Annotated in this window: 14 protein-coding genes; 7 read left to right on the top strand and 7 right to left on the bottom strand. The window is 72.8% G+C overall.

Features of this window, described 5'->3' with window-relative positions; genetic code table 11:
• Window positions 1–57: 57 nt before the first annotated feature.
• From IEZ13_RS15945 to IEZ13_RS15960, 4 genes are all read left to right on the top strand, one after another.
• Complete coding sequence (locus tag IEZ13_RS15945) at window positions 58–822, top strand: hypothetical protein (protein ID WP_183221799.1); 765 nt, start codon at window positions 58–60, stop codon at window positions 820–822.
• A gap of 61 nt (window positions 823–883) precedes the next feature.
• Window positions 884–1,768, top strand: a complete 885-nt coding sequence (locus IEZ13_RS15950; protein ID WP_183221798.1) for a hypothetical protein — start codon at window positions 884–886, stop codon at window positions 1,766–1,768.
• A 146-nt stretch (window positions 1,769–1,914) separates the two neighbouring features.
• The gene (locus tag IEZ13_RS15955; RefSeq protein ID WP_229794727.1) at window positions 1,915–2,892 is read left to right on the top strand and encodes an SMI1/KNR4 family protein; all 978 of its coding nucleotides are present in this window, start codon (window positions 1,915–1,917) and stop codon (window positions 2,890–2,892) included.
• The gene (locus tag IEZ13_RS15960; protein WP_183221797.1) at window positions 2,889–3,767 is read left to right on the top strand and encodes an SseB family protein; all 879 of its coding nucleotides are present in this window, start codon (window positions 2,889–2,891) and stop codon (window positions 3,765–3,767) included. The genes IEZ13_RS15955 and IEZ13_RS15960 overlap by 4 nt, the downstream gene beginning before the upstream one ends.
• On the opposite strand, the gene IEZ13_RS15965 is transcribed toward IEZ13_RS15960, so the two are convergent.
• A complete protein-coding gene (locus IEZ13_RS15965; protein WP_183221796.1) occupies window positions 3,709–4,566 on the bottom strand; it encodes a hypothetical protein in 858 nt (285 codons plus the stop codon). The genes IEZ13_RS15960 and IEZ13_RS15965 overlap by 59 nt on opposite strands.
• Window positions 4,567–4,591: 25 nt before the next feature.
• On the opposite strand from IEZ13_RS15965, the gene IEZ13_RS15970 reads away from it, so the two are divergent.
• The gene (locus tag IEZ13_RS15970; protein WP_183221795.1) at window positions 4,592–5,119 is read left to right on the top strand and encodes a hypothetical protein; all 528 of its coding nucleotides are present in this window, start codon (window positions 4,592–4,594) and stop codon (window positions 5,117–5,119) included.
• Window positions 5,120–5,139: 20 nt separating this feature from the next.
• On the top strand, window positions 5,140–6,384 hold the full coding sequence (locus tag IEZ13_RS15975) for a S8 family serine peptidase (RefSeq protein ID WP_183221794.1): 1,245 nt from the start codon (window positions 5,140–5,142) through the stop codon (window positions 6,382–6,384).
• Here IEZ13_RS15975 and eccB read toward each other — a convergent pair whose 3' ends face one another.
• Together eccB and eccD are read right to left on the bottom strand one after the other, a co-directional pair.
• Window positions 6,385–7,752: a type VII secretion protein EccB gene (gene eccB, locus IEZ13_RS15980; protein WP_183221793.1), complete on the bottom strand. Its 1,368-nt coding sequence runs from the start codon at window positions 7,750–7,752 to the stop codon at window positions 6,385–6,387. It abuts the gene before it with no gap.
• Window positions 7,753–7,759: 7 nt separating this feature from the next.
• Window positions 7,760–9,169: a type VII secretion integral membrane protein EccD gene (gene eccD, locus IEZ13_RS15985; RefSeq protein WP_183221792.1), complete on the bottom strand. Its 1,410-nt coding sequence runs from the start codon at window positions 9,167–9,169 to the stop codon at window positions 7,760–7,762.
• A 161-nt stretch (window positions 9,170–9,330) separates the two neighbouring features.
• On the opposite strand from eccD, the gene eccCa reads away from it, so the two are divergent.
• Window positions 9,331–13,293 (top strand): type VII secretion protein EccCa, encoded by a 3,963-nt coding sequence (gene eccCa / locus IEZ13_RS15990; RefSeq protein ID WP_183221791.1) that lies wholly within the window; start codon window positions 9,331–9,333, stop codon window positions 13,291–13,293.
• 29 nt (window positions 13,294–13,322) lie between these two features.
• Here eccCa and IEZ13_RS15995 read toward each other — a convergent pair whose 3' ends face one another.
• From IEZ13_RS15995 to IEZ13_RS16010, 4 genes are read right to left on the bottom strand one after another with little or no spacing between them, the layout of a single operon-like run.
• Window positions 13,323–14,381, bottom strand: a complete 1,059-nt coding sequence (locus IEZ13_RS15995) for a hypothetical protein (RefSeq protein WP_183221790.1) — start codon at window positions 14,379–14,381, stop codon at window positions 13,323–13,325.
• The gene (locus IEZ13_RS16000; RefSeq protein WP_229794728.1) at window positions 14,378–15,622 is read right to left on the bottom strand and encodes a type VII secretion protein EccE; all 1,245 of its coding nucleotides are present in this window, start codon (window positions 15,620–15,622) and stop codon (window positions 14,378–14,380) included. The genes IEZ13_RS15995 and IEZ13_RS16000 overlap by 4 nt, the downstream gene beginning before the upstream one ends.
• 55 nt (window positions 15,623–15,677) lie before the next feature.
• Window positions 15,678–16,691 (bottom strand): glycoside hydrolase family 26 protein, encoded by a 1,014-nt coding sequence (locus IEZ13_RS16005; protein ID WP_183221789.1) that lies wholly within the window; start codon window positions 16,689–16,691, stop codon window positions 15,678–15,680.
• Window positions 16,688–18,382 carry a glycosyltransferase family 2 protein gene (locus IEZ13_RS16010; RefSeq protein WP_183221788.1) on the bottom strand — a complete coding sequence of 565 codons (1,695 nt, stop codon included), beginning with the start codon at window positions 18,380–18,382 and terminating at the stop codon, window positions 16,688–16,690. Before IEZ13_RS16010 ends, IEZ13_RS16005 begins: the two co-directional genes overlap by 4 nt.
• Window positions 18,383–18,396 lie beyond the last annotated feature (14 nt).

Raw genomic sequence — 18,396 nt, forward strand, 5'->3', positions numbered from 1 at the left:
GAGCCGGTGGGCGGGCTGAGCAACGCCGAGCCATCGGCGTGGATGAGGGGCGTTGACATGGCTGACGTGCGGCCTGAGCTGGGTGAGCAAGGCTGGCGGTTCTTCAGCGGCCTGCACCGGCTGCTGCTGCACCTGGCCGGCCGGGTGCCGGACGAGTGGCTGAACCACGTCCGGGCGATGCTCGCGGCAGGGGACCTGGCGCAGATCCCGGACACCGTCTCCGGGGCGGTGGCCGATCTCGGTGTGCCGCTGACCACCGGCCAGGTGGCGCTCCTGCGGGAGACGGTGGGGACGTTCTTCGGCGGGCGGGAGCCGATGCGCATCGAGCAGGTGCGGATCTCGGACGAGATCCCGGCGCCCTCGCACCGGTTCTTCCCGGTGCCGGCCGACGTGCTGGCGACCGACGCGGCTCGGATCCCGCCGCGGCTCGACCTCAGCGGCCGCCCTGGTGACGACCTGTGGGACCTGCCGCCCGCCCTGGCCGCCCTGGACGACCTGGCCGACCGGCTCACCGACCTCGAGGACAGCTCACCGGTGAGCGTGCTGCGCGGCAACGAGGACGTGCTGTCCATCGCCAGGGCCTGGCGATGCCCGCCCGAAGCGGGCGTGCGGGTGGTTCTGGTCGAGGTCGCCGCCGGCGCGGCGGCGTGGGACATCATGCGTACGGTCCAGCAGGCGCTGCAACGACACGGCGACTCCGGCGCTCAGGTGGAGGTGTTCTGGACCGGCGAGGATCTGTCGCCGTACCACCGGGCGGCCCTCGCCGGCTCGGCCCTGTTCCGGCGGCCTTCCCACGCCGGCGGAGGAACCGGTGGACGCTGAATCGACCTACCTCGGGCAACTCTGTCCCGCGGCGTGGTGAGGCGGGTAGATTCCCATGGCTATGGACGCATCCAACGACGTCGACACCACCTACTTCGGTCGGTTGCGCCCGGGCGACAAGCTCTCCAAGCCGTCATGGCTGATGCGCCGGGTGAGTTCGCCGGCGGGGACGGTGGATGAGCTTCTCGGCCTCGACGGTTTGTGGCGGCCGTCGGACATGCTGGCACGCACCGAGCGCGGTGAACTGCCGGGGACGCTGAGGCCGGTGGGCGCCCTCCTGCCGGGTGCGCTGCAGGCCACCGCACAGAAGCGTTACCGCGAGGTGTGCCGGGCGTTGGAGCGGCAACGCGCCGGTGCGTTTCCTCTGCGGCTGGCGATGCCGGGCCGGGCCCAGAACTATGACGACCTGGATGCGGAGGCCCGGGCCGAGGTGATCGGGTTCCTCACCGGGGCGCCGCTGGTGACGACGGGACCGGCCGGCACCTACCGCACCGACGGGATGTGGGTGTGGCCGGAATCGATCGAGGACGACGTACGAGCGACGGGCGCACCGCCCGAGGACCTGTTCTACTACCACATCAGGGCGCGGCGGTTCTTCTTCCCGGAGCCGGTGAACCCGGATGTGCTGGAGCGCGCCCGGCGGCTGCTGGAGATCGCAGCGGCTTCCGGAGGCACGGAGCGGGTCGAGGAGACCGGTGTGCCGGGTCAGCCGGGGCCACTCACCGAGGAGGAGCGTCAGCGCGCACTCGGCGCCTGGCACGCGGAATGGGAGCGCAAGCACTCCGCCACGACCCCGTTCCGCCCGGATCGGCATCCTGACGAGCCGGACTACAACGTGCACCACGTCGACGCCGAGGCGTCGCCGGAGGCGGACTGGGAGTACACCAGGCGCGCCCGGGAGATCATGGGTCTCGATCCCGAGACCGGGGCGCGCACCGACATCTGACCGGCCGGCGTCAAGCGGGTAGATTGCGTTGGCCATGAGCGAATCGGGCGCTGCCGAGACGTCGTACTCCGCTCGCCTGCGGTCCGGCTCGACGACGGCGGAGACGCCTACCTGTCCGATCATTACGGTGCGGAGACGGAGCCGAAGTGGTGACCAGAGAGCGGATCGCGGGCGCGCGCCACGCCTTCCGGGCAGCGCACCCGGCGTCGCCGATGCTGCGGGTGCGTTACCGCCACGGCGTACCGGTCGATCCATGGGGTTTCCCGGACTGGACGCCCTATGCGCGCACCCTTGTCGCGCTGCCACCGCCGGTCGCGGACCTCACGATCGACGAGGCCCGGGTGGTCGCCGTGCGGGCCGCCGAGCTGGCCGCCCGGGCGGACGGCGACCCGTTGTGGGACGGCAGCGTCGGCACGCCGCCCGGCTGGACCTGGGCGCACGCGGCGCAGGGCCGCTTCCTCGCACTGGTGCCGGCCGAACTGCACGCCGCGTTCCGGCATCTCGGCGGAGTCAGTGTCGCCGCCGCACGCTCCGCCGGGCGCGGGCTCACCGCCCGGACCGGCGCCGCTCCGCGGATCCTGGTCTCCGAGCGTCTCTCCAGCGCCGCGGTGGTCAAGGCCGAACAGACCCTGGGGGTACGCCTACCGGCGGCGTACCGCGACTTCCTGGAACGCACGAACGGCGGCGCGCCCGGGGCACCCGCCGTCTTCCCCGGCCACGGGTTCGTCCTGGACCAGCCGCTGTTCGGTTTCCGGGAGGACCGGACCCAGGACCTGGCCTACCGCAACGCCTGGTTCGGCGACCGGCTGACCGCGGACTGGCTGGCGATCGGCCACGTCCAGGGCGGCCTGCTCGTGCTGCGGACCGGCGGCCCGGACGCCGGCGCGGTGGGCTACCTCGACGACGACGATCCCCGCGATCGTGACGGGTTCACCGCCGACGACGTCTGTGCCCGTCTGCTGCACCGGCTCACCGGCGACTTCGCGTCGTTCTGGGTCGCGCTGCGGCCCGTACCCTCCGATCTGGAAGCTCTCGCGGCGAACGCCGCGGCCGCCGCGGAATCGGTCTCGACGGACGGCCTCGGCGTTCTTCTGCCCTCCTCGCACCGGCGGGCCGCGCGGTGACCGGCTGGGAGCCGGTCAACGAGGTGGAACGGGCCATGCTGCTGGCCGCCGGTGAGGACGACCGGCAGTCCTACTTCCAGCTGGTGGCGCTCGCCGAACTGTACCTGCCGCAGATCGCCGGGGACGACTCGCCCGGGCAGCGGTTCCTCACCGTGCACGCGTTCGACGAGGTGTTCCTACCGGTCTTCACCTCGGTGCAGGCGCTGGCGAGACAGTTCGGGCACGCGGTCAACGGCTACACCGTCACCACCTATGCCGAGCTGCGCCGCAAGTGGCCCGATCCGCGATGGCGGCTGGCGATCAACCCGGGTACGCCGATCGACGCGTACCTCGCGGTGGAGGGTGTCGAGCGGGCGGCCGTGGGCGATGTCACCGTGCCGACGCTGGCGGAACTGGCCGAGGAGGCCGAGCAGGACGAGATCGCCGAGCAGGAGCTGCGTGCCCTGCAGGCGGCCGGTGACCATCCCGTCGACGACGCGGCGGCGGCCCTGACCGCCGCCGCGCGCGCCGGGGACGTGTACGGCTACCTGGACCGCCTGCTCGACTCGGTGGTGCTGATCCCGGCCGGCCGGCCGGTGACCGCCGAGGAGATCGTCGAGCCCGGCTTCCCGTGGCTGCCCGGCCCGGATCAGATGATCGAGGTCTTCACCACCCCGCAGGCGCTGGCCGGCCGCCATCCCGGCCCGGTGCCCGCGGTCGAGGTGGCGCTGCCGTTCGCGCTGGCGGTCTGGCCCGAGGGTCACGGGCTGGCGGTGGACCCCGGCGGCGACGGCGCCATCGAGGTCTCCGCCGAGGACGTGCTGGTGCTGCTGACGTTCATTCCCGCCGGCGCACCAGGCGGCTCTGCGTCACCTGATCAGCCGGCGGGGCGGTGACGGTCACCGGCGTGCCGAAATCGTCCAGGGTGAAGGTCAGGTGGGCCTGGTACTCGCCCTGCGGGCGCAGCGGGTCGGCGGCGCGGGTCCCGCTGTTGATCACGCTGAAGCTCACCTCGAGCTTGCGGATCAGGCCGTCGCCGTCGATCCAGGCCTGGTAGACCGGGAAGCCGGCCTCGTCGAACAGCGCGTCCAGGTCGGTGCCGAACGGTGGCGGGCAATGCGGATCCTGAGTCGGCGTGCACCGCACCCGGAACTCGTGTTCGGCGTCCTCGACGTCGGGCAGTTCCTCGGTCGCGGCGTTGAGCGCGAGTTGCCCGGGTGTGCGGGCGAGGAAGCCGGTCCAGACCGTGAGATCGGCGAGGCCGAGGTTCGGGTTGGCCATCGTGTTGCCCCAGAACGCCGGTGTCGTCGCCGCGAACCAGGCGCGCCCGTCGTCGGCCGTCAGGCTCGGCGACGTGAGGTACGTCTGCCGCCCGGCCCGGATGGCCCGGCCCTCGACCGGTGCCTGGCCGTCGGCGACGATGCCGGAGAAGGTGGTGTCCCATTCGTCGGTCTCGCCGAACCTGATCAGGCTGGTGCCCGCGAACGTCGCCTTCGGCCCGGAGACCTGTGGACGGATCTCGGCGGTGAATCCGACCCGGGCGCTGCCGGCCGCACGGAGCCGGGACTCGACGCCGGTCAGCAGCTTCCGCGCGTCCGCGGAGCCGCCGGGCGCATCGATGTTCGACACGACGAACAGGGCGACCGCGCCGAGAAGCACCACTACGGCGCTGAGGATGATCCGTCCACGAGACATGGTCAACGGTTCTATCATTCGATGCGTGTTGCCCGCCGCCCGCACCCGCGATGAAGCCCATCTCTACATGGACCTGCACGGCTGTCCCGACTGTATGGCGGTGGAGGTGCCCTGGTCCGAGTCCCTGGTGGAGGAGGACGGTGTGCCGGCACGCAGCTATCACGGCCGGTGTGACGGATGCGGCCGGGAGCGGCGATTCGTCTTCGCCCTGCCGCGGCGCCCGACGCCGCCGCGCGCCGGCGCCACGGTCACGTTCGGCGCGGACGAGGAGACGTCGGTGCTCTTCGACCCGGGAGAGTGGGTCGAGATCGCGGACATGATGGCCCTGGCCGCCGAGTTGCCCGACATCACGGCCGAGGAGGCACGGGAGTGGCTGGCCACGGCGGCGGCCTGTCTCGGCGAGGCACTCAAGTTCGTGCCGTCCGGAGCGGCCGCGGTGCCCGGCGACGCGTTCTGGAGCGTCCCCGGGCGGGCCCTGCGCGACCGGGCGCCGAACCGCTTCCGGCGCTCCGATCTGGAAGCCCGGCGGGCCGCGCTCGGCAGCCGAACCTGACCGGCGAATATCATTCTCCGGTGCTATCGACGAGCCACCGACTCCTCGGCGCGGTCCTGGCCGCGCTGGTGACCCTTCCGGTCGTGCCCGTGTCCGCCGTACCGGCCGCCGCCGCCCCGGTGGACCGCTGTGCCCGGCCGGAGGACGTCCCGGCCGAAGCGCCGTGGCCACGTTCGATGCTCGCGCTCGACGCGGTGCGGCCGTTCACCCGCGGCGGCGGCACCACGGTCGCGCTGCTGTCCACCGGAGTCCACGCGGCGCACCCGCAGCTACACGGGCGGGTCCTGCCGGGCTTCGACGCGGTTTCCGGCCGCGGCCCGGCCGACACCGACTGCACCGGCACCGGCACCCAGGTCGCCGGGGTGATCGCGGCCCAGGGCTCGACCGGCAACGGCGTCGTCGGCGTGGCCCCGGACACCCGGATCCAACCGGTACGCGTGGTCCCGGACATCCCGTTCGGCGCGGTCGCCCAGCCGGCCGCCCTGACCCGCGGCATCACCTGGGCCACCGACAACGGCGCCGACGTGATCGTCGTGGCGACGCCGCTCCACACGGGCGACGCGAGCCTGAGCCGGGCCGTCGCCGCCGCGGTGGCCCGCGGGATCGTGGTGGTCGCGGCGGCCGGGGACCTGGAGGCCAGCGGCGGCCGGGCCGTCCCCTCGTTCCCGGCGGCCTACCCGGACGTGCTCGGCGTGGGCGCGATCGGCCCCGACGGCGGCATCTGGAAGAACTCGCCGGGCGGCGACTTCGTCGACCTGGTGGCCCCGGGTGTCGCCGTGCCCACCCTGCAGCGCGGAACCGGTCTCGTGCAGGTGGACGGCACCGCGGTCGCCGCCGGGTTCGTCGCCGGAACGGTGGCGCTCGCCCGCGCCAAACGGGGCAATCTACTCACTTCGGAGATCACCCAGACGCTGATCGCCGCGGCCAGCCCCACACCGGCCGGCCCGCAGTACGGCGCCGGCGTGGTGAACCCGTACGCGGCCCTGACCGCGCAGGTCGTGGCGCCGAGCCACCGCGCTCTGCCTGCGGTCCAGCCGGCTTCCCCGCCGGAGACCGCGGCCGAGCGGCGCCGCCGCGACCTGGCGCTTCTCGGCGCCGGTCTGGTGCTGATCCTGGTCGTGGGCGTGCTGCTCGCCACCGCGGCGTTGCGCCGCCGCAGCTGGCGGCCGGGTCTGGCGGCCCCGCTGCCGCGCCCCGAGGAGCCCGTCGAGCCCGGCCCGCCGGTGATGTTGCTCGACGACCTGGCCGACTCGCGCCAGAGCTGATCAGCCGGCCGGCGCGGCCGGGAGGATCGCGGCGGCAGGGTCGAGTGTCACCCCGGCCGGGATCCGGTTCACCAGCGCGGTGGGCACCTCGATCGCCGACGAGGCCGGGTATCCCAGCAGGGCCAGCACGTCGGCGCCGGGGATCGGGTAGCGCACGCCGAGATCGGTGACCAGCGTGTAGCCGCCCGAGCCGGGCACCTTGACCAACTGGTAGCGCCCCGCCGGGACCAGGATCGCGTCGGCCAGGGCACGACCGGTTTCGGTGGTGGCGGTCGTCGGCACGGCCCCGGCCAGTGCGGCCGCCGGGCCCCCCGCGGACACCACCGGCGGCTCGGCCGGGTCGCGTGTCTGCGCGCACAGCGTCTCGCCGTCGTTCACCGACGCCAGTTCGGGTGGTGCGGCCGGCGGCTGCGTCGCCGGGTCCTGGCCGTCGAGCCGGTTGCTGACCGGCACCTGGCCGACCGCGTTGACCGTGGTCTCGACCGGCGCGCCGGGGAACCGGGCGTCGAGCACGGCCCGCTGCAGCGCGGTGATCGGGGCCAGACCGTCGTCGAAGACCAGGTACGACTGCTCGCCGCTGCCGGTGCCGGCGACCAGCACCTCGCCGTTGCGCCGGCCGGGCACCTTGCCGGAGGGCGCGCCCCGGTCGGGCACGGCGATGGCGGCGATGTCGACACCGGACGGCATCGCGTCGAGCCAGGCGGTGCCGACCGGCGTCGCCGAAACCGCTCCGAACAGCGCCGGGATCGTCGTACGCGAGTCCTGGAACTGGTATTTGCGGCCGTGCCACACCAGATAGTTCATGCCCTTGGCGGCGTCCTTGACGAGCATCCCGCGGTCGCCGAGCTCACTGGCCGCGGGAGCGCCGGACCCGGCCAGCAGCACCGACCACGGCTTGTCACCGGCGAGCGCGCACATGGTCCACGGCAGACCGGACCGCCGGTCCGGCTCGGGCAGCGACGCCGGCGCGCCGGGGATGCCGATCGTCGTACCCCGTGGCGCCTCCGTCAGGGACTTCGCCGCCACCCGGAACACCGTGGGGTTCGGCCGGCCGGCGGCGAGCTTGGCCGAGGCGAGGTTGAGCGCCGGGTTCAGCCTGCCGTTCAGGTAGACGAAGCTGGCGCCGGACTCGCGTTCCACCACCACGGAGCCGTCGCTCTTCCAGGTGTCGGTGCCCACCTTGGTGAGCAGGCCGATGATGCCGTACACCGCGCCGACCAGCACGGCCACCATCAGGCCACCGAACAGCGCTCCGATGCCGCGGCGCAGCGGCGACTGGGCGGGGTCGGTCTCGCGCATGACGAACGCGGAGACCACTCGCTGGTTCATGAACTGGTACGAGTGCAGCTGATCACGACGGGAGGCCATCGCGGGGTCACCCGCCGAACGAGGCGAAGAGCCCCCGGATCGACCCGAAGATGCCAATGACCGCACACGCCAGCGGGATCAGCGCCATGATCGCGACGACGTCGAACACGTCCGCGGCCCGTCCCAGGTACGGCGACGGCTGCCGGCGGCTGAACACGAGCGCCGTGGACAGGGCGATCACCGCGGCTACGCCAGCGCCGGCCAGCAGCAGCATCCCCGGCGACCGGCCATCGGCGTGGTACGCGGCGCCGAGCCCCAGCACCGCGAGCCCGGTCAGGCCCGCCACCAGCAACGGCACCCGTTGCCGGGGCATCGGCAGGAGCCGGGCGCGCAGCAGCAGCGCGGCGACCGCGGCCACGATCAGCAGGACACCGGAGATGTCCGGCCGCTGCGCGGTGAGGTAGACGATCGACACGACGCTGCAGATCGCGGTGGACAGCAGCAGCCCGGTCAGCACCTCGCTGGCACGCACCACCGCGGCGAACACGTCGGAGCGGCGCGGCGTCGGCTTGTCCGCCAGGATCTCCTCCGCCCGGCTCGGCAGCTCGGGGAACGGCAGCCGGCCCAGCCAGCCGGCCAGCACTGGGTAGGCCGGCAGCAGACCGATGGCGGTGGTCAGCGCGACCGCCGCCGCACCGGCCGCGGTGATGCCAGCGATGCTCAGCAGCGCGGCCAGCAGACCGGTGAGCGAGGCGGCGATGCCCGCGACGAACAGCCGCGGCAGGCCGGCGACGCCGGTGTGCCCGAGCAGGCTCAGCACCAGGAGCGCCGCCGAGCCCAGCAGCAGGCCGGGAGCGCCGGTGTCGAGGAAGCCCGCGTCGCCCGGCATGATCAGCCAGGCGCCGCCGAAGAACGCGTACGGCAGGCCGGCGGCGGCGACGACGGCACCGGCGCCGGCATCGCGGAACGCGCGTGACAGCAGCACGCCACCGACGGTCAGGGCGAGGGCGACGCCGATCGCGATGACGCCCGGGGTGCGCCACTGCGGCCCGGTGAACGCCAGACCGGCGAGGCCCATCAGCAGCGCGACAGCGGTGATCGCCAGCCCGGTGTCACGGGTGGCGGCACCGGCCCAGGCCCGCCCGGCCCGCCGGGAGCCGCTCGCGATCACCTCGACGACATCGTCGTAGGCCAGCTCCGGCCAGTCCTCCCGGACGGGCTTGAGATGCAGCAGCTCACCGTCGCGGATGCCCTGCGCGGTGAGGTTGCGATGGGGCTCCAGCGCCGCGCCGGTGGCACGGCGCAGCACCCAGCCACCGCCCAGGTCACCGGTCTCGCCCAGGCCGCCCTCGGCGTGCCGCAGCAGGTGCGGCAGCAGCTCGGCGACGAGCATGTTGTCCGGCAGCGCGACGTCCATCCGGCGCTCCGGAGCCGCGATCGTGACCCGGGCCAGATTAGGGCCACCCGGTGTGTTCAAGCGATCACCTCCAGCTTGGACGCCGATCTTCGCGCCACAACCTAGCAGGCGCGGCCGATGAGCGGGTGACCTGGGATTCGCCCGTGCCGATGGGGCTGAGCCGGCTCCGGTGCCGATGACTAGGATGGGGCGCCGACCAGCCGCCGAGGAGGAACGCCAGCGTGACAGTCACCATCGTCAAGCGCCCTCCGCGCCGTCCGGCGCCCCTGATGCCCTCCGGTGAGGTGCTGCTGGACCCGCCGCCCGAGGTGCCGCCCGCGGGCGGCAAGGGCTGGACGCGGATGCTGATGGTCCTGCCGATGGGCGCCGGCGCCGCGGCCATGGGCCTGATGATGGGCACGCAGCGCAGCGGTGCGATCGCCTATGTGGCCGGCGCGATGTACGGCGTGTCCATCCTCGGCATGATCGCCATGATGGTGACCAACACCACCGGTCCCGGCAAGCGCGAGATGATCGAGGCCCGGCGGCAGTACCTGCGCCATCTGTCCCAGCTGCGGGCCCAGGTCCGCAACGCCATCCGGCAGCAGCGGGAGGCGATGTACTACCGCAATCCCGACCCGGACACGCTGTGGACGCTGACCGGCGGCGGCCGGCTCTGGGAGCGACGGCAGGGCGACGCGGACTTCACCGTGATCCGGGTGGGCCTCGGCGCTCAGGAGGTGGCGACCCGTCTGGTGCCGCCGCAGACCCGGCCGGTCGACGAGCTGGAGCCGCTGTGCGCGATGGCGCTGCGCAAGTTCGTCAGCACCTACTCGGTGGTGCCGGACCTGCCGGTGGCGGTCGCGCTGCGCGACTTCTCACACATCTACCTGCGCGGCGGCGACGACGCGGTGCTCGACCTGACCCGTGCGCTGATCGCCCAGCTGTCCACCTTCCACGCCCCGGACGACCTGCGGATCGGCGTGTGCGTGCCGGACCACCAGCGGTCGCGGTGGGAGTGGGTGAAGTGGCTGCCGCACGCCCAGCACCCCGGCAAGACCGACGCTGTCGGCTCGGTGCGGCTGGTGGCGCCGAGCGTGCCCGCGCTCGAGGCCATCGTCGACGACGTGCTGGTCAACCGGCCCCGGTTCGACCCGAACGGGCCGCCGTTCAACGGCCCGCACATGGTGGTGGTGATCGACGGCGGTTCGACGGCCGGCTCCGACCATCTGATGACCGAGGGCGGCGTCGCCGGCGTCACGATCCTCGACCTGTCGGTGCCGCCGCCCCGGCTGCTCGACGACAGCTCGGTGGTCCTGGAGATCGCCGCCGACGGCACGGTCACCGGCACCACCATGGACGGCAGCACCCAGGTCGGCCGCGCTGACGCGCTCGGCACGCATCAGGCCGAGGTGCTGGCCCGGGAGTTGGCCCCGCTGCGCCTGTCCGTGGCGTCGCACCGGGACCAGGCCGCGGTCCTGCATGATCTCGGCCTGGCCGAGCTGCTCGGGCAGGACGACCCCTACCAGGTGGACCTCGACGAGCTGTGGGCGAGCCGCCCCAACCGGGACCGGCTGCGCGTCCCGATCGGGGTCGGTCTCGACGGGCGGCCGATCGAGCTGGACCTGAAGGAGTCCGCGCAGGACGGCATGGGCCCGCACGGCCTGCTCGTCGGCGCCACCGGCTCCGGCAAGTCCGAGCTGCTGCGCACCCTGGTGCTCGCACTGGCGCTCACGCACAGCCCGGAGATCCTCAACTTCGTGCTGGTCGACTTCAAGGGCGGCGCCACCTTCGCCTCCCTGGACCGGTTGCCGCACACCAGTGCGATGATCACCAACCTGGAGGACGAGCTCACGCTCGTCGACCGGATGCTCGGCGCCATCCAGGGCGAGCTGACCCGGCGGCAGGAGCTGCTGCGCAAGGCCGGCAACTACGCGTCCCAGCGCGACTACGAGCGGGCCCGCTCGGCCGGCGTGCCGCTGGCCCCGCTGCCCAGCCTGCTGTTCATCGTCGACGAGTTCTCCGAACTGCTCACCCACCGGCCCGACTTCATCGACATGTTCGTCCAGATCGGGCGGGTCGGCCGGTCACTCGGCATCCACCTGCTGCTGGCCTCGCAGAAACTCGAGGAGGGGCGGCTGCGCGGGCTCGAGTCGCACCTGTCGTACCGGATCGGGTTGCGCACCTTCTCGTCGATGGAGAGCCGGGCCGTGCTCGGCGCGCCGGACGCCTACGAACTGCCCCGTTCCCCCGGCCACGGCTACCTGCGTACCGGAACCGAGGGCCTGGTGCGGCTGAAGGCGGCGTACGTCTCCGGAGCGGTCCGGCAGGAGAACGCCGCCGCGGCGGCCGGGGTCAAGCTGGGCGACCCGATCCGCGACTTCTCCACCTTCTACGCCGCTCCGCTGCGCGACGAGCAGCCGGAGGTCGACACCCAGGCCGCCGCCGACGCCGCCGAGGAGCGCGTCGTCGGCGACACCCTGCTGGAGGTCCTGGTCCGGCAGATGGAGGGCAGGGGCACCCCGGCGCACGAGGTGTGGCTGCCACCGCTGGAGACCGCACCCACCCTGGGCCAGCTGCTCCCGCCGCTCGTCACCGACCCCGTGCGCGGGCTGGTGGCCGACGCGGCCGACCGGTTCGGCACGCTGCACGCACTGGTCGGCATCGTCGACAAGCCGTTCGAACAGCGCCGTGACCCGATGTGGCTGGACCTCGCCGGAGCGGCCGGCAACCTCGTGGTGGTGGGCGCGGCCCAGTCCGGCAAGTCCAACCTGCTGCGCACCCTGGTGGTCAGCCTGGCGCTCACGCACACCCCCCGCGAGGTGCAGTTCTACGGGCTCGACTTCGGCGGCGGCCCGCTCAGCGGGCTCGCCGACCTGCCGCACGTCGGCGGGGTGGCGACCCGGCGCGACGTGGACCGGGTCCGCCGCACCATCGCCGAGGTGCACGGTCTGATGCGGGCCCGCGAGGAACTGTTCGCCGCGCACAACGTGGAGGGCGTGGCCGCCTACCGCCGGGCCAGGACGCAGGGCCGGTTCGCCGAGGACGCGTTCGGCGACGTGTTCCTGGTGGTGGACGGCTGGGCGACGATGCGCGCCGAGTTCGAGGACCTGGAGCCGACGGTCAACGAACTCGCCAACAGGGGCCTCGGGTTCGGCATCCACGTGATCGCCGCCGCGAACCGGTGGATGGACATCCGGCCGCAGATCCGCGACGTCTTCGGCACCCGCGTCGAGCTACGCCTCGGCGAGCCCGCGGACTCGGTGATCAACCGGCGGGAGGCGGTCAACGTGCCGGAGCAGGCGCCCGGCCGCGGCCTCACCCCGGACGGCTACCACTTCCTCGCCGCGCTGCCGCGGGTGGACCGGGAGCAGCGCGTCGAGGACCTGTCCGACGCCGTCAGCGAGTACGTGAAGACGGCCACCGAGCACTGGTCCGGCCCGCCCGCCCCACCGGTGCGCCTGCTGCCGCCCCAGCTGCCGTTCGAGGCGCTGCCGCCGGCCGAGGGCGCCCTGGTGCCGATCGGCATCGCCGAGTCCGACCTACAACCGGTCCACCTGGACTTCGACGCCGAACCGCACGCGCTGCTCTTCGGCGACGTGGAGAGCGGCAAGAGCTCCTTCCTGCGAAGTCTGGCCCGGTCCATCGCGGCCGCCAACGACCCGTCGCAGGCCCGGCTGCTGCTGGTCGACCTGCGCCGTAGCCTGCTCGGCTGTGTGGACGCCGGGCACACCATCGGCTACGGCACCTCGCACCAGGTCACCGCCGACCTGATCAACCAGGTGGCGGTGGCGATGCGCGAGCGGCTGCCCGGACCGGACGTCACCCCGGAGATGCTCAACGACCGCAGCTGGTGGAAGGGTCCACAGCTGTACGTGCTGGTCGACGACTACGACCTGGTCGCCGGGGCGGCCACCAACCCGCTGCTGCCGCTGCTGGAGTTCCTGCCGCAGGCCCGCGACATCGGGCTGCACCTGATCCTCACGCGCCGCATCGGCGGCGCCGCCCGGGCCATGTTCGACCCGGTGATCGGCCGGCTCCGCGAGCTCGCCACGCCGGGCCTCATGATGTCCGGGCCGCGCGAGGAGGGTCCGCTGTTCGGCACGATCAAGCCGCAGATCCTGCCGCCCGGCCGAGCCTGGATGGTCACCCGTAAACAGGGGTCCCGGCTGGTTCAGCTGGCCTGGACGCCGCCCGCCCGCTGACGTGCGGGCGGACGGCCCGCGGCGCCGAATCAGCGCCGCGGGGCGCCGACCTCCCGGTGCTCGGCCTCGGTCTGCGCGAGGAACAGGTAGCGGTCCGTCCCCTCGTCGATCAGGGCCATCATGTCGTCCGCCATGAATTGCAGGAACTGGCTGCTGTGCGGGCGCAGCCGCAGCGCCGAGGAGACCAGCGCCGCCTCGTCGCCGCCGAGGCGCTGCAGCAGGACGACCTGGGCGTCCTGCAAGGCCGGCACACCGGACCGGTCCAGTTGGCGCAGGACGGTGAGCTGGCTGCGCCACGGGCCGAGCGGTGTGGTCGCCGCCGGCCCGGTCATCCCGAGGTCGTAGACGGTGAGCATCGGCGTCTGCGCGGTGCCCGGCCCGGCCGGTCCCGGCGGGCCGTTGAGCACGCGCAGCCGGTTGTGCCGGCCGGTCGCCCGCTCACCGAACCCGGCCCACGCGTGCGGCTCGTCGGTCACCACGGTCACCCGGGCGCCCATCGAGAACGCCCGGAAGACCACCAGCTGGGCGGCCCAGACGCCGCCGACCAGCGTCACGCGTACCGGCTCGGGGGTGAACAGGCGCAACGGGACCGCGGCGTGCTGCCGGTCGCGGCCAATGATCAGGCCGGCGCCGGTCGAGGGCGCCACGGTGATCTTCTTGAGCGTGGCCCGGGAGATGGTGTGCCGGCCGGCGTGCAGCCGGTGCATCCGCCCGGAGGGACGGACCCGGGCATCGGCCGCCGCCTCGGCGCCGCCCTCCGGCGGCGGCCCGCCGCTGTCCGGCCGGTCGGTGACCGATGGCACGCCGACGGCGGCCAGCGCGCTCGGCGCGGCCAGCGGTGCGCTGGTCACCGCGGGCGCCGCCAGCCGCCGCGCCACCGGGTCGGCCGTCTCTGTCTCCTGCGGCGCCGGCGCGACCGGCTCGGCGACCACCGGCGCGACCGGGACCTCCGGGCGCGGCACGGCCACCGGCGGCGGCGCGAAGATCGACGGCGGCGGTGGAAGGGCCTGGAACGGCTGGGTCGTCTCCTCCTCGGACCGCTGCGCCGGTCGTGGCCGCCAGGCCCCGTCCCGATCCGGATAGGTCATCCCGCACCACCACCCGTCGGCGCTGTGGCGTAGGCGGCCGGTCCCTGCTCGCCGTCGAGCGGTTCCACCTCCCCGCCGAATCGTCTGACACCTTCGACGAGGTGCCTTTCCAGAGCTTGTGGGTCGTCCTCGTGCCGGGCGGCCAGCCGGATCAGGCAGCGGACCGTGACATCGGTGCCGTCCGACGGGTCCAGCACGAGCGACACGCTGGTCTGCGCGGCCGGCACCGTGGAGACCCAGGTGAGCAGATCGGTGATCGCGGCGGTGGTGCCCGGCCAGGTCTTGAGCCAGAACGTGCGGTGGCTCAGCCGCGCCGAGTGCCATCGCGCCCACTCCTCGCGCACCTGGACGGCCTCGGCGGTGGCCGGGTCGACGTCACAGGAGCGGAGCAGCGCGGCGGTCACCTCCGCGGCGTCGAGCACCCGGCAGCCGATGCCGAAGCGGCGCAGGCTGGTGGCGACCTTGCGGCCCAGGCTGGCGACCAGCGCCGCCGCGGCCTCCGGGTCGGCGGTGTGGTCCAGCAGGGCCCCGGCGAGCGTACGCGCGTCGATCCGGACCACCACCGCGGACTCGTGGTGGGCGGGCACCGGCACCGGGCTGAGCGAGCCGGTGAGCTGACGGTACGACGAGCCGGCCGGCGACGAGGGATGCACGTCCAGTCCGGCGGCCGGAACGGTGTGGGTGACCATCTGCACCACCAGCCCGGGCTGACCGGTGGCGGCCAGCACGTCGGTCAGGGTGTCCAGCGGCACCGGGCCGGCCTCCTGATGCACGGGCGCCGTGGGGTTCAGCGCGACGACGCTGTACCAGCCGGCGTCGTCACGGGCGACACCCACCCGGGCTCCGTCGGGTGCGGACACGTCGCGGACCACCAGTCCCGCGGCGACCGCGTGCAGCGCCCGCAGCGGCCCGCCCACGCCGCCGGTGGTGCCGCGCCGGCGGCGGTGCCGCCACGCGATCGTGCGGTTCTCGAGCCACCACCGGCCGTGCCGGCGGGCGAAGACCACTCCCAGCAGCGCGGCGGCGCCGGCGCCGGCGGCCAGGCCCGCGGTGAGGCCCTGAGACGCGGCCGCGCCCGCGCCGAGCAGCGCGGCCTCGGCGACGATGATCTGGCCGACGTTGACGGGGCCCAGGTATCCGCTGCGGCGTACCGGACGCACCTCGGCGGCATCCGACGGTGACGGGCCGGCCGGCGTGGCGTTGATCATGGTTTGTCCCGGATGGCCGTTGCCCTCGATCACCGCGCTCCTTTCCACCGGACCGCCGGCAACCCACGGTGCACAGCGGCGAGAACGATCACTTTACGGCGAAGGAGAAGTCGTCGCGGTCCGGGTGGGTACGGAACACGCGGAGCGCCTTCGGATCGTTGTCGAGGACCCAGTCGCCGGAGCCGCGCGCGTTGAAGTAGACGAACCCGATGATCTCCTTGCTCTTCGCGACCTCGGTGAGCAGCTCCTTCACCGCGGTGGCGCGCATCGAGCCGGGCTCGGACCCGGTCTCCACGATCAGCACCGGCTTGGCGGTGAACCGTTTGATCTCGTTGAGCGTGGGCCGGAACAGCTCGGTGAAGTGCTTGACGCCGGACTGGGTGAAGTAGCCGTCCACGCCGACCCAGTCCACGTACCGGTCCCCCGGCCAGTACGGCTTGAGCGCGACCCCGGGCAGGTAGTTGACGACGTTCGGCGTCCAGGTCCAGATCACGTTGGTGGCCCCGGCCCGCTCGAAGATCTGGTGGATGTGCCGCCAGGCGTTGACGAAGTCGCGGGGCTGGTTCTTGCGGGTGCCCCACGGATACCAGTGGCCGTTCATCTCGTGGGCTACGGTGAGCGCGATCGGCACGTTCAGCGTGCGCACCGCGGTGGCGAACTCGGTCAGGTACTCGTCGAAGCGACCGGCCGCGATGTCGCCGAGCCCCTGTTTGAACGGTTCCCAACGGACGATGGGCAGCGCGCCGTACTGGTAGATGTCACGCACCTCGGAGGCCGCGAAGTCGTCGTCGAAGCTCTCGTAGATCGTGATCATGTTGGGCTTCTTGCCGACCCGCTTGGCGAAGGCGTCCACCCGGCTCATGTCCTGCGGCGCACCCGAGATGGCGGTGCCGAAGTAGTCGCGGCTCGGATTGACCAGGTGACCGACGTCGTAGACGGTGGGCGCCGCAGAGGCGCTCGCGCCGGCGCTCGGCGGGACCGTGGTGCCTTCCGCGACGGTCTGCGCGGCCCGGTCCGCCTCCGGCGACGGAGCCAGCGCCGCGTAGCCGAACACGCCCGCGACGAAGACCGACATCGCGATGAGCAGGTGCGGTGTCCTCATGATTCCTGCCTCCGGGGGACGTCGCGTACCGGGTCGACCAGCAGCGCCTGCAGCACCGTGGCGAGGTAGACCGTCCCGGCCAGGAACGCGGGAGTGAACGTGGCCAGATCCATGGTGGTCATCCGGGCCGCCGCGGTCAGGGTCCAGACCAGCGCGGTGCCGAGACTCCACAGCGTGATGCCGGTGCGCAGCCGGCGGGTGCGCGACTTCTTCGCCGTGCTGCCGGTCGGCTGCCAGCCCATCGGCTGCCCCCGCAGCAGGTCCCAGATGGCGAAGGCGTGCGCCCAGCCGTAGACCAGCTTCACCGTCCACGTCTCGAACCGGTAGGACGTGCGGTGCCAGAGCGGGAAGACCACGAAGTTGTAGAGGACGCTCGGCACGATCAGCAGGTAGTGGTGCAGCTTCACGAACTGTGGGAAGAAGAAGAGCATCACGATCGGCACCATCGGGCCGACGAACGTGAACAGAGCCGTGTGCGCGTAGTAACAGAATCCGGAGAAGTACGACAGGCGCTGGCGCAGCCGCATCCGCAGGTTCCAGAACTTCGTCGAGCCGAGCAAGCTCATCGAGCCGGCGCACCAGCGGTACTGCTGGGTGTAGAAGGAGTTCAGGTCGGCCGGGCACAGGCCGGCCGCCAGCGGCACCGGGACGTACCGCAGCAGCCACCCCTTGCGGCGCATGTCGAAGCCGGTGTGCACGTCCTCCGAGTGCTCGATCAGCGTGGACCCGCCGATGTCGTCGAGCGCGGCGCGGCGGTAGATCGCGCAGCTGCCGACACAGATGGCGGCCTCGTGGTGTTGCCGGGAGACCTGCACCGAGCGGTAGAACAGCTCCTGCACGGCTGCCGCGCCGCGCTCCAGCCAGCCCTGGCCGCCGTCCACCCGGAAGTACTGCGGCGACTGGAGGATACCCAGGTCGGGATAGGCGTCCAGGTACGGCAGCATCTGGTCGAGCATGTCCGCACGGGGCGTGAAGTCGGCGTCGAGCACCAGGACCATGTCACCCAGCGTGCGGTGGTACGCGTACCGCATGTTCCCGGCCTTCTTGAACCACCCGCGGTTGGGCCGCCGCTGGTAGACGAAGCCGAAGTCGAGCGCCATCTCCTGCCGTTCGGAGGAGGCAGAGTCGTCGAGCACGTACACACAGACCCGGCCGGGGTAGTGGTCGGCCATCCTGTCCACGTGCTGCCAGGTGTTGCGCAGCACGTCGAGGGCTTCGCCGCAGACCGGCAGGAAGACGTCGACCGACGGGTACTGCTCCGGTTTCCAGCTCGCCACCAGCTCGCGGTGCCGGCGCAGGTCGAACCCGGGCGTACCGACGTTCACCGCCAGCGAGATGAGGTAGTAGAGGACGGTGAACCCGAGCGCCGGCACCAGCAGGTACAGCCACGGTGACATCCGCAGGAACAACACCTGGCTGACCAGCAGCGACCCGAAGCTGATCAGCGAGAAGCCGGTGAGCACCCACAGCCGACGCTTGCCGTATAGGCCGGTCTCCTCCTCGGACGGCGGTGACAGCAGCGGGGCGGCCGCCCGGTCGCGCGACGCCACGCCCACCGCCCGCACCAGCGGCCGGCGCTGCTGCGGGATGAGGTCGGACAGCGTCCGCGGCCGGCCGCGATCCCCGATCACCGGGAGAAGGGCCGTCGGTATCTCGATGATCACCGTGTCGTCGGGTTGGGTCGCCGTCATCCGTCCTCGCCTCG

This window comes from Actinoplanes campanulatus (assembly GCF_014647795.1).
GTDB classification, from domain to species: domain Bacteria; phylum Actinomycetota; class Actinomycetes; order Mycobacteriales; family Micromonosporaceae; genus Actinoplanes; species Actinoplanes campanulatus.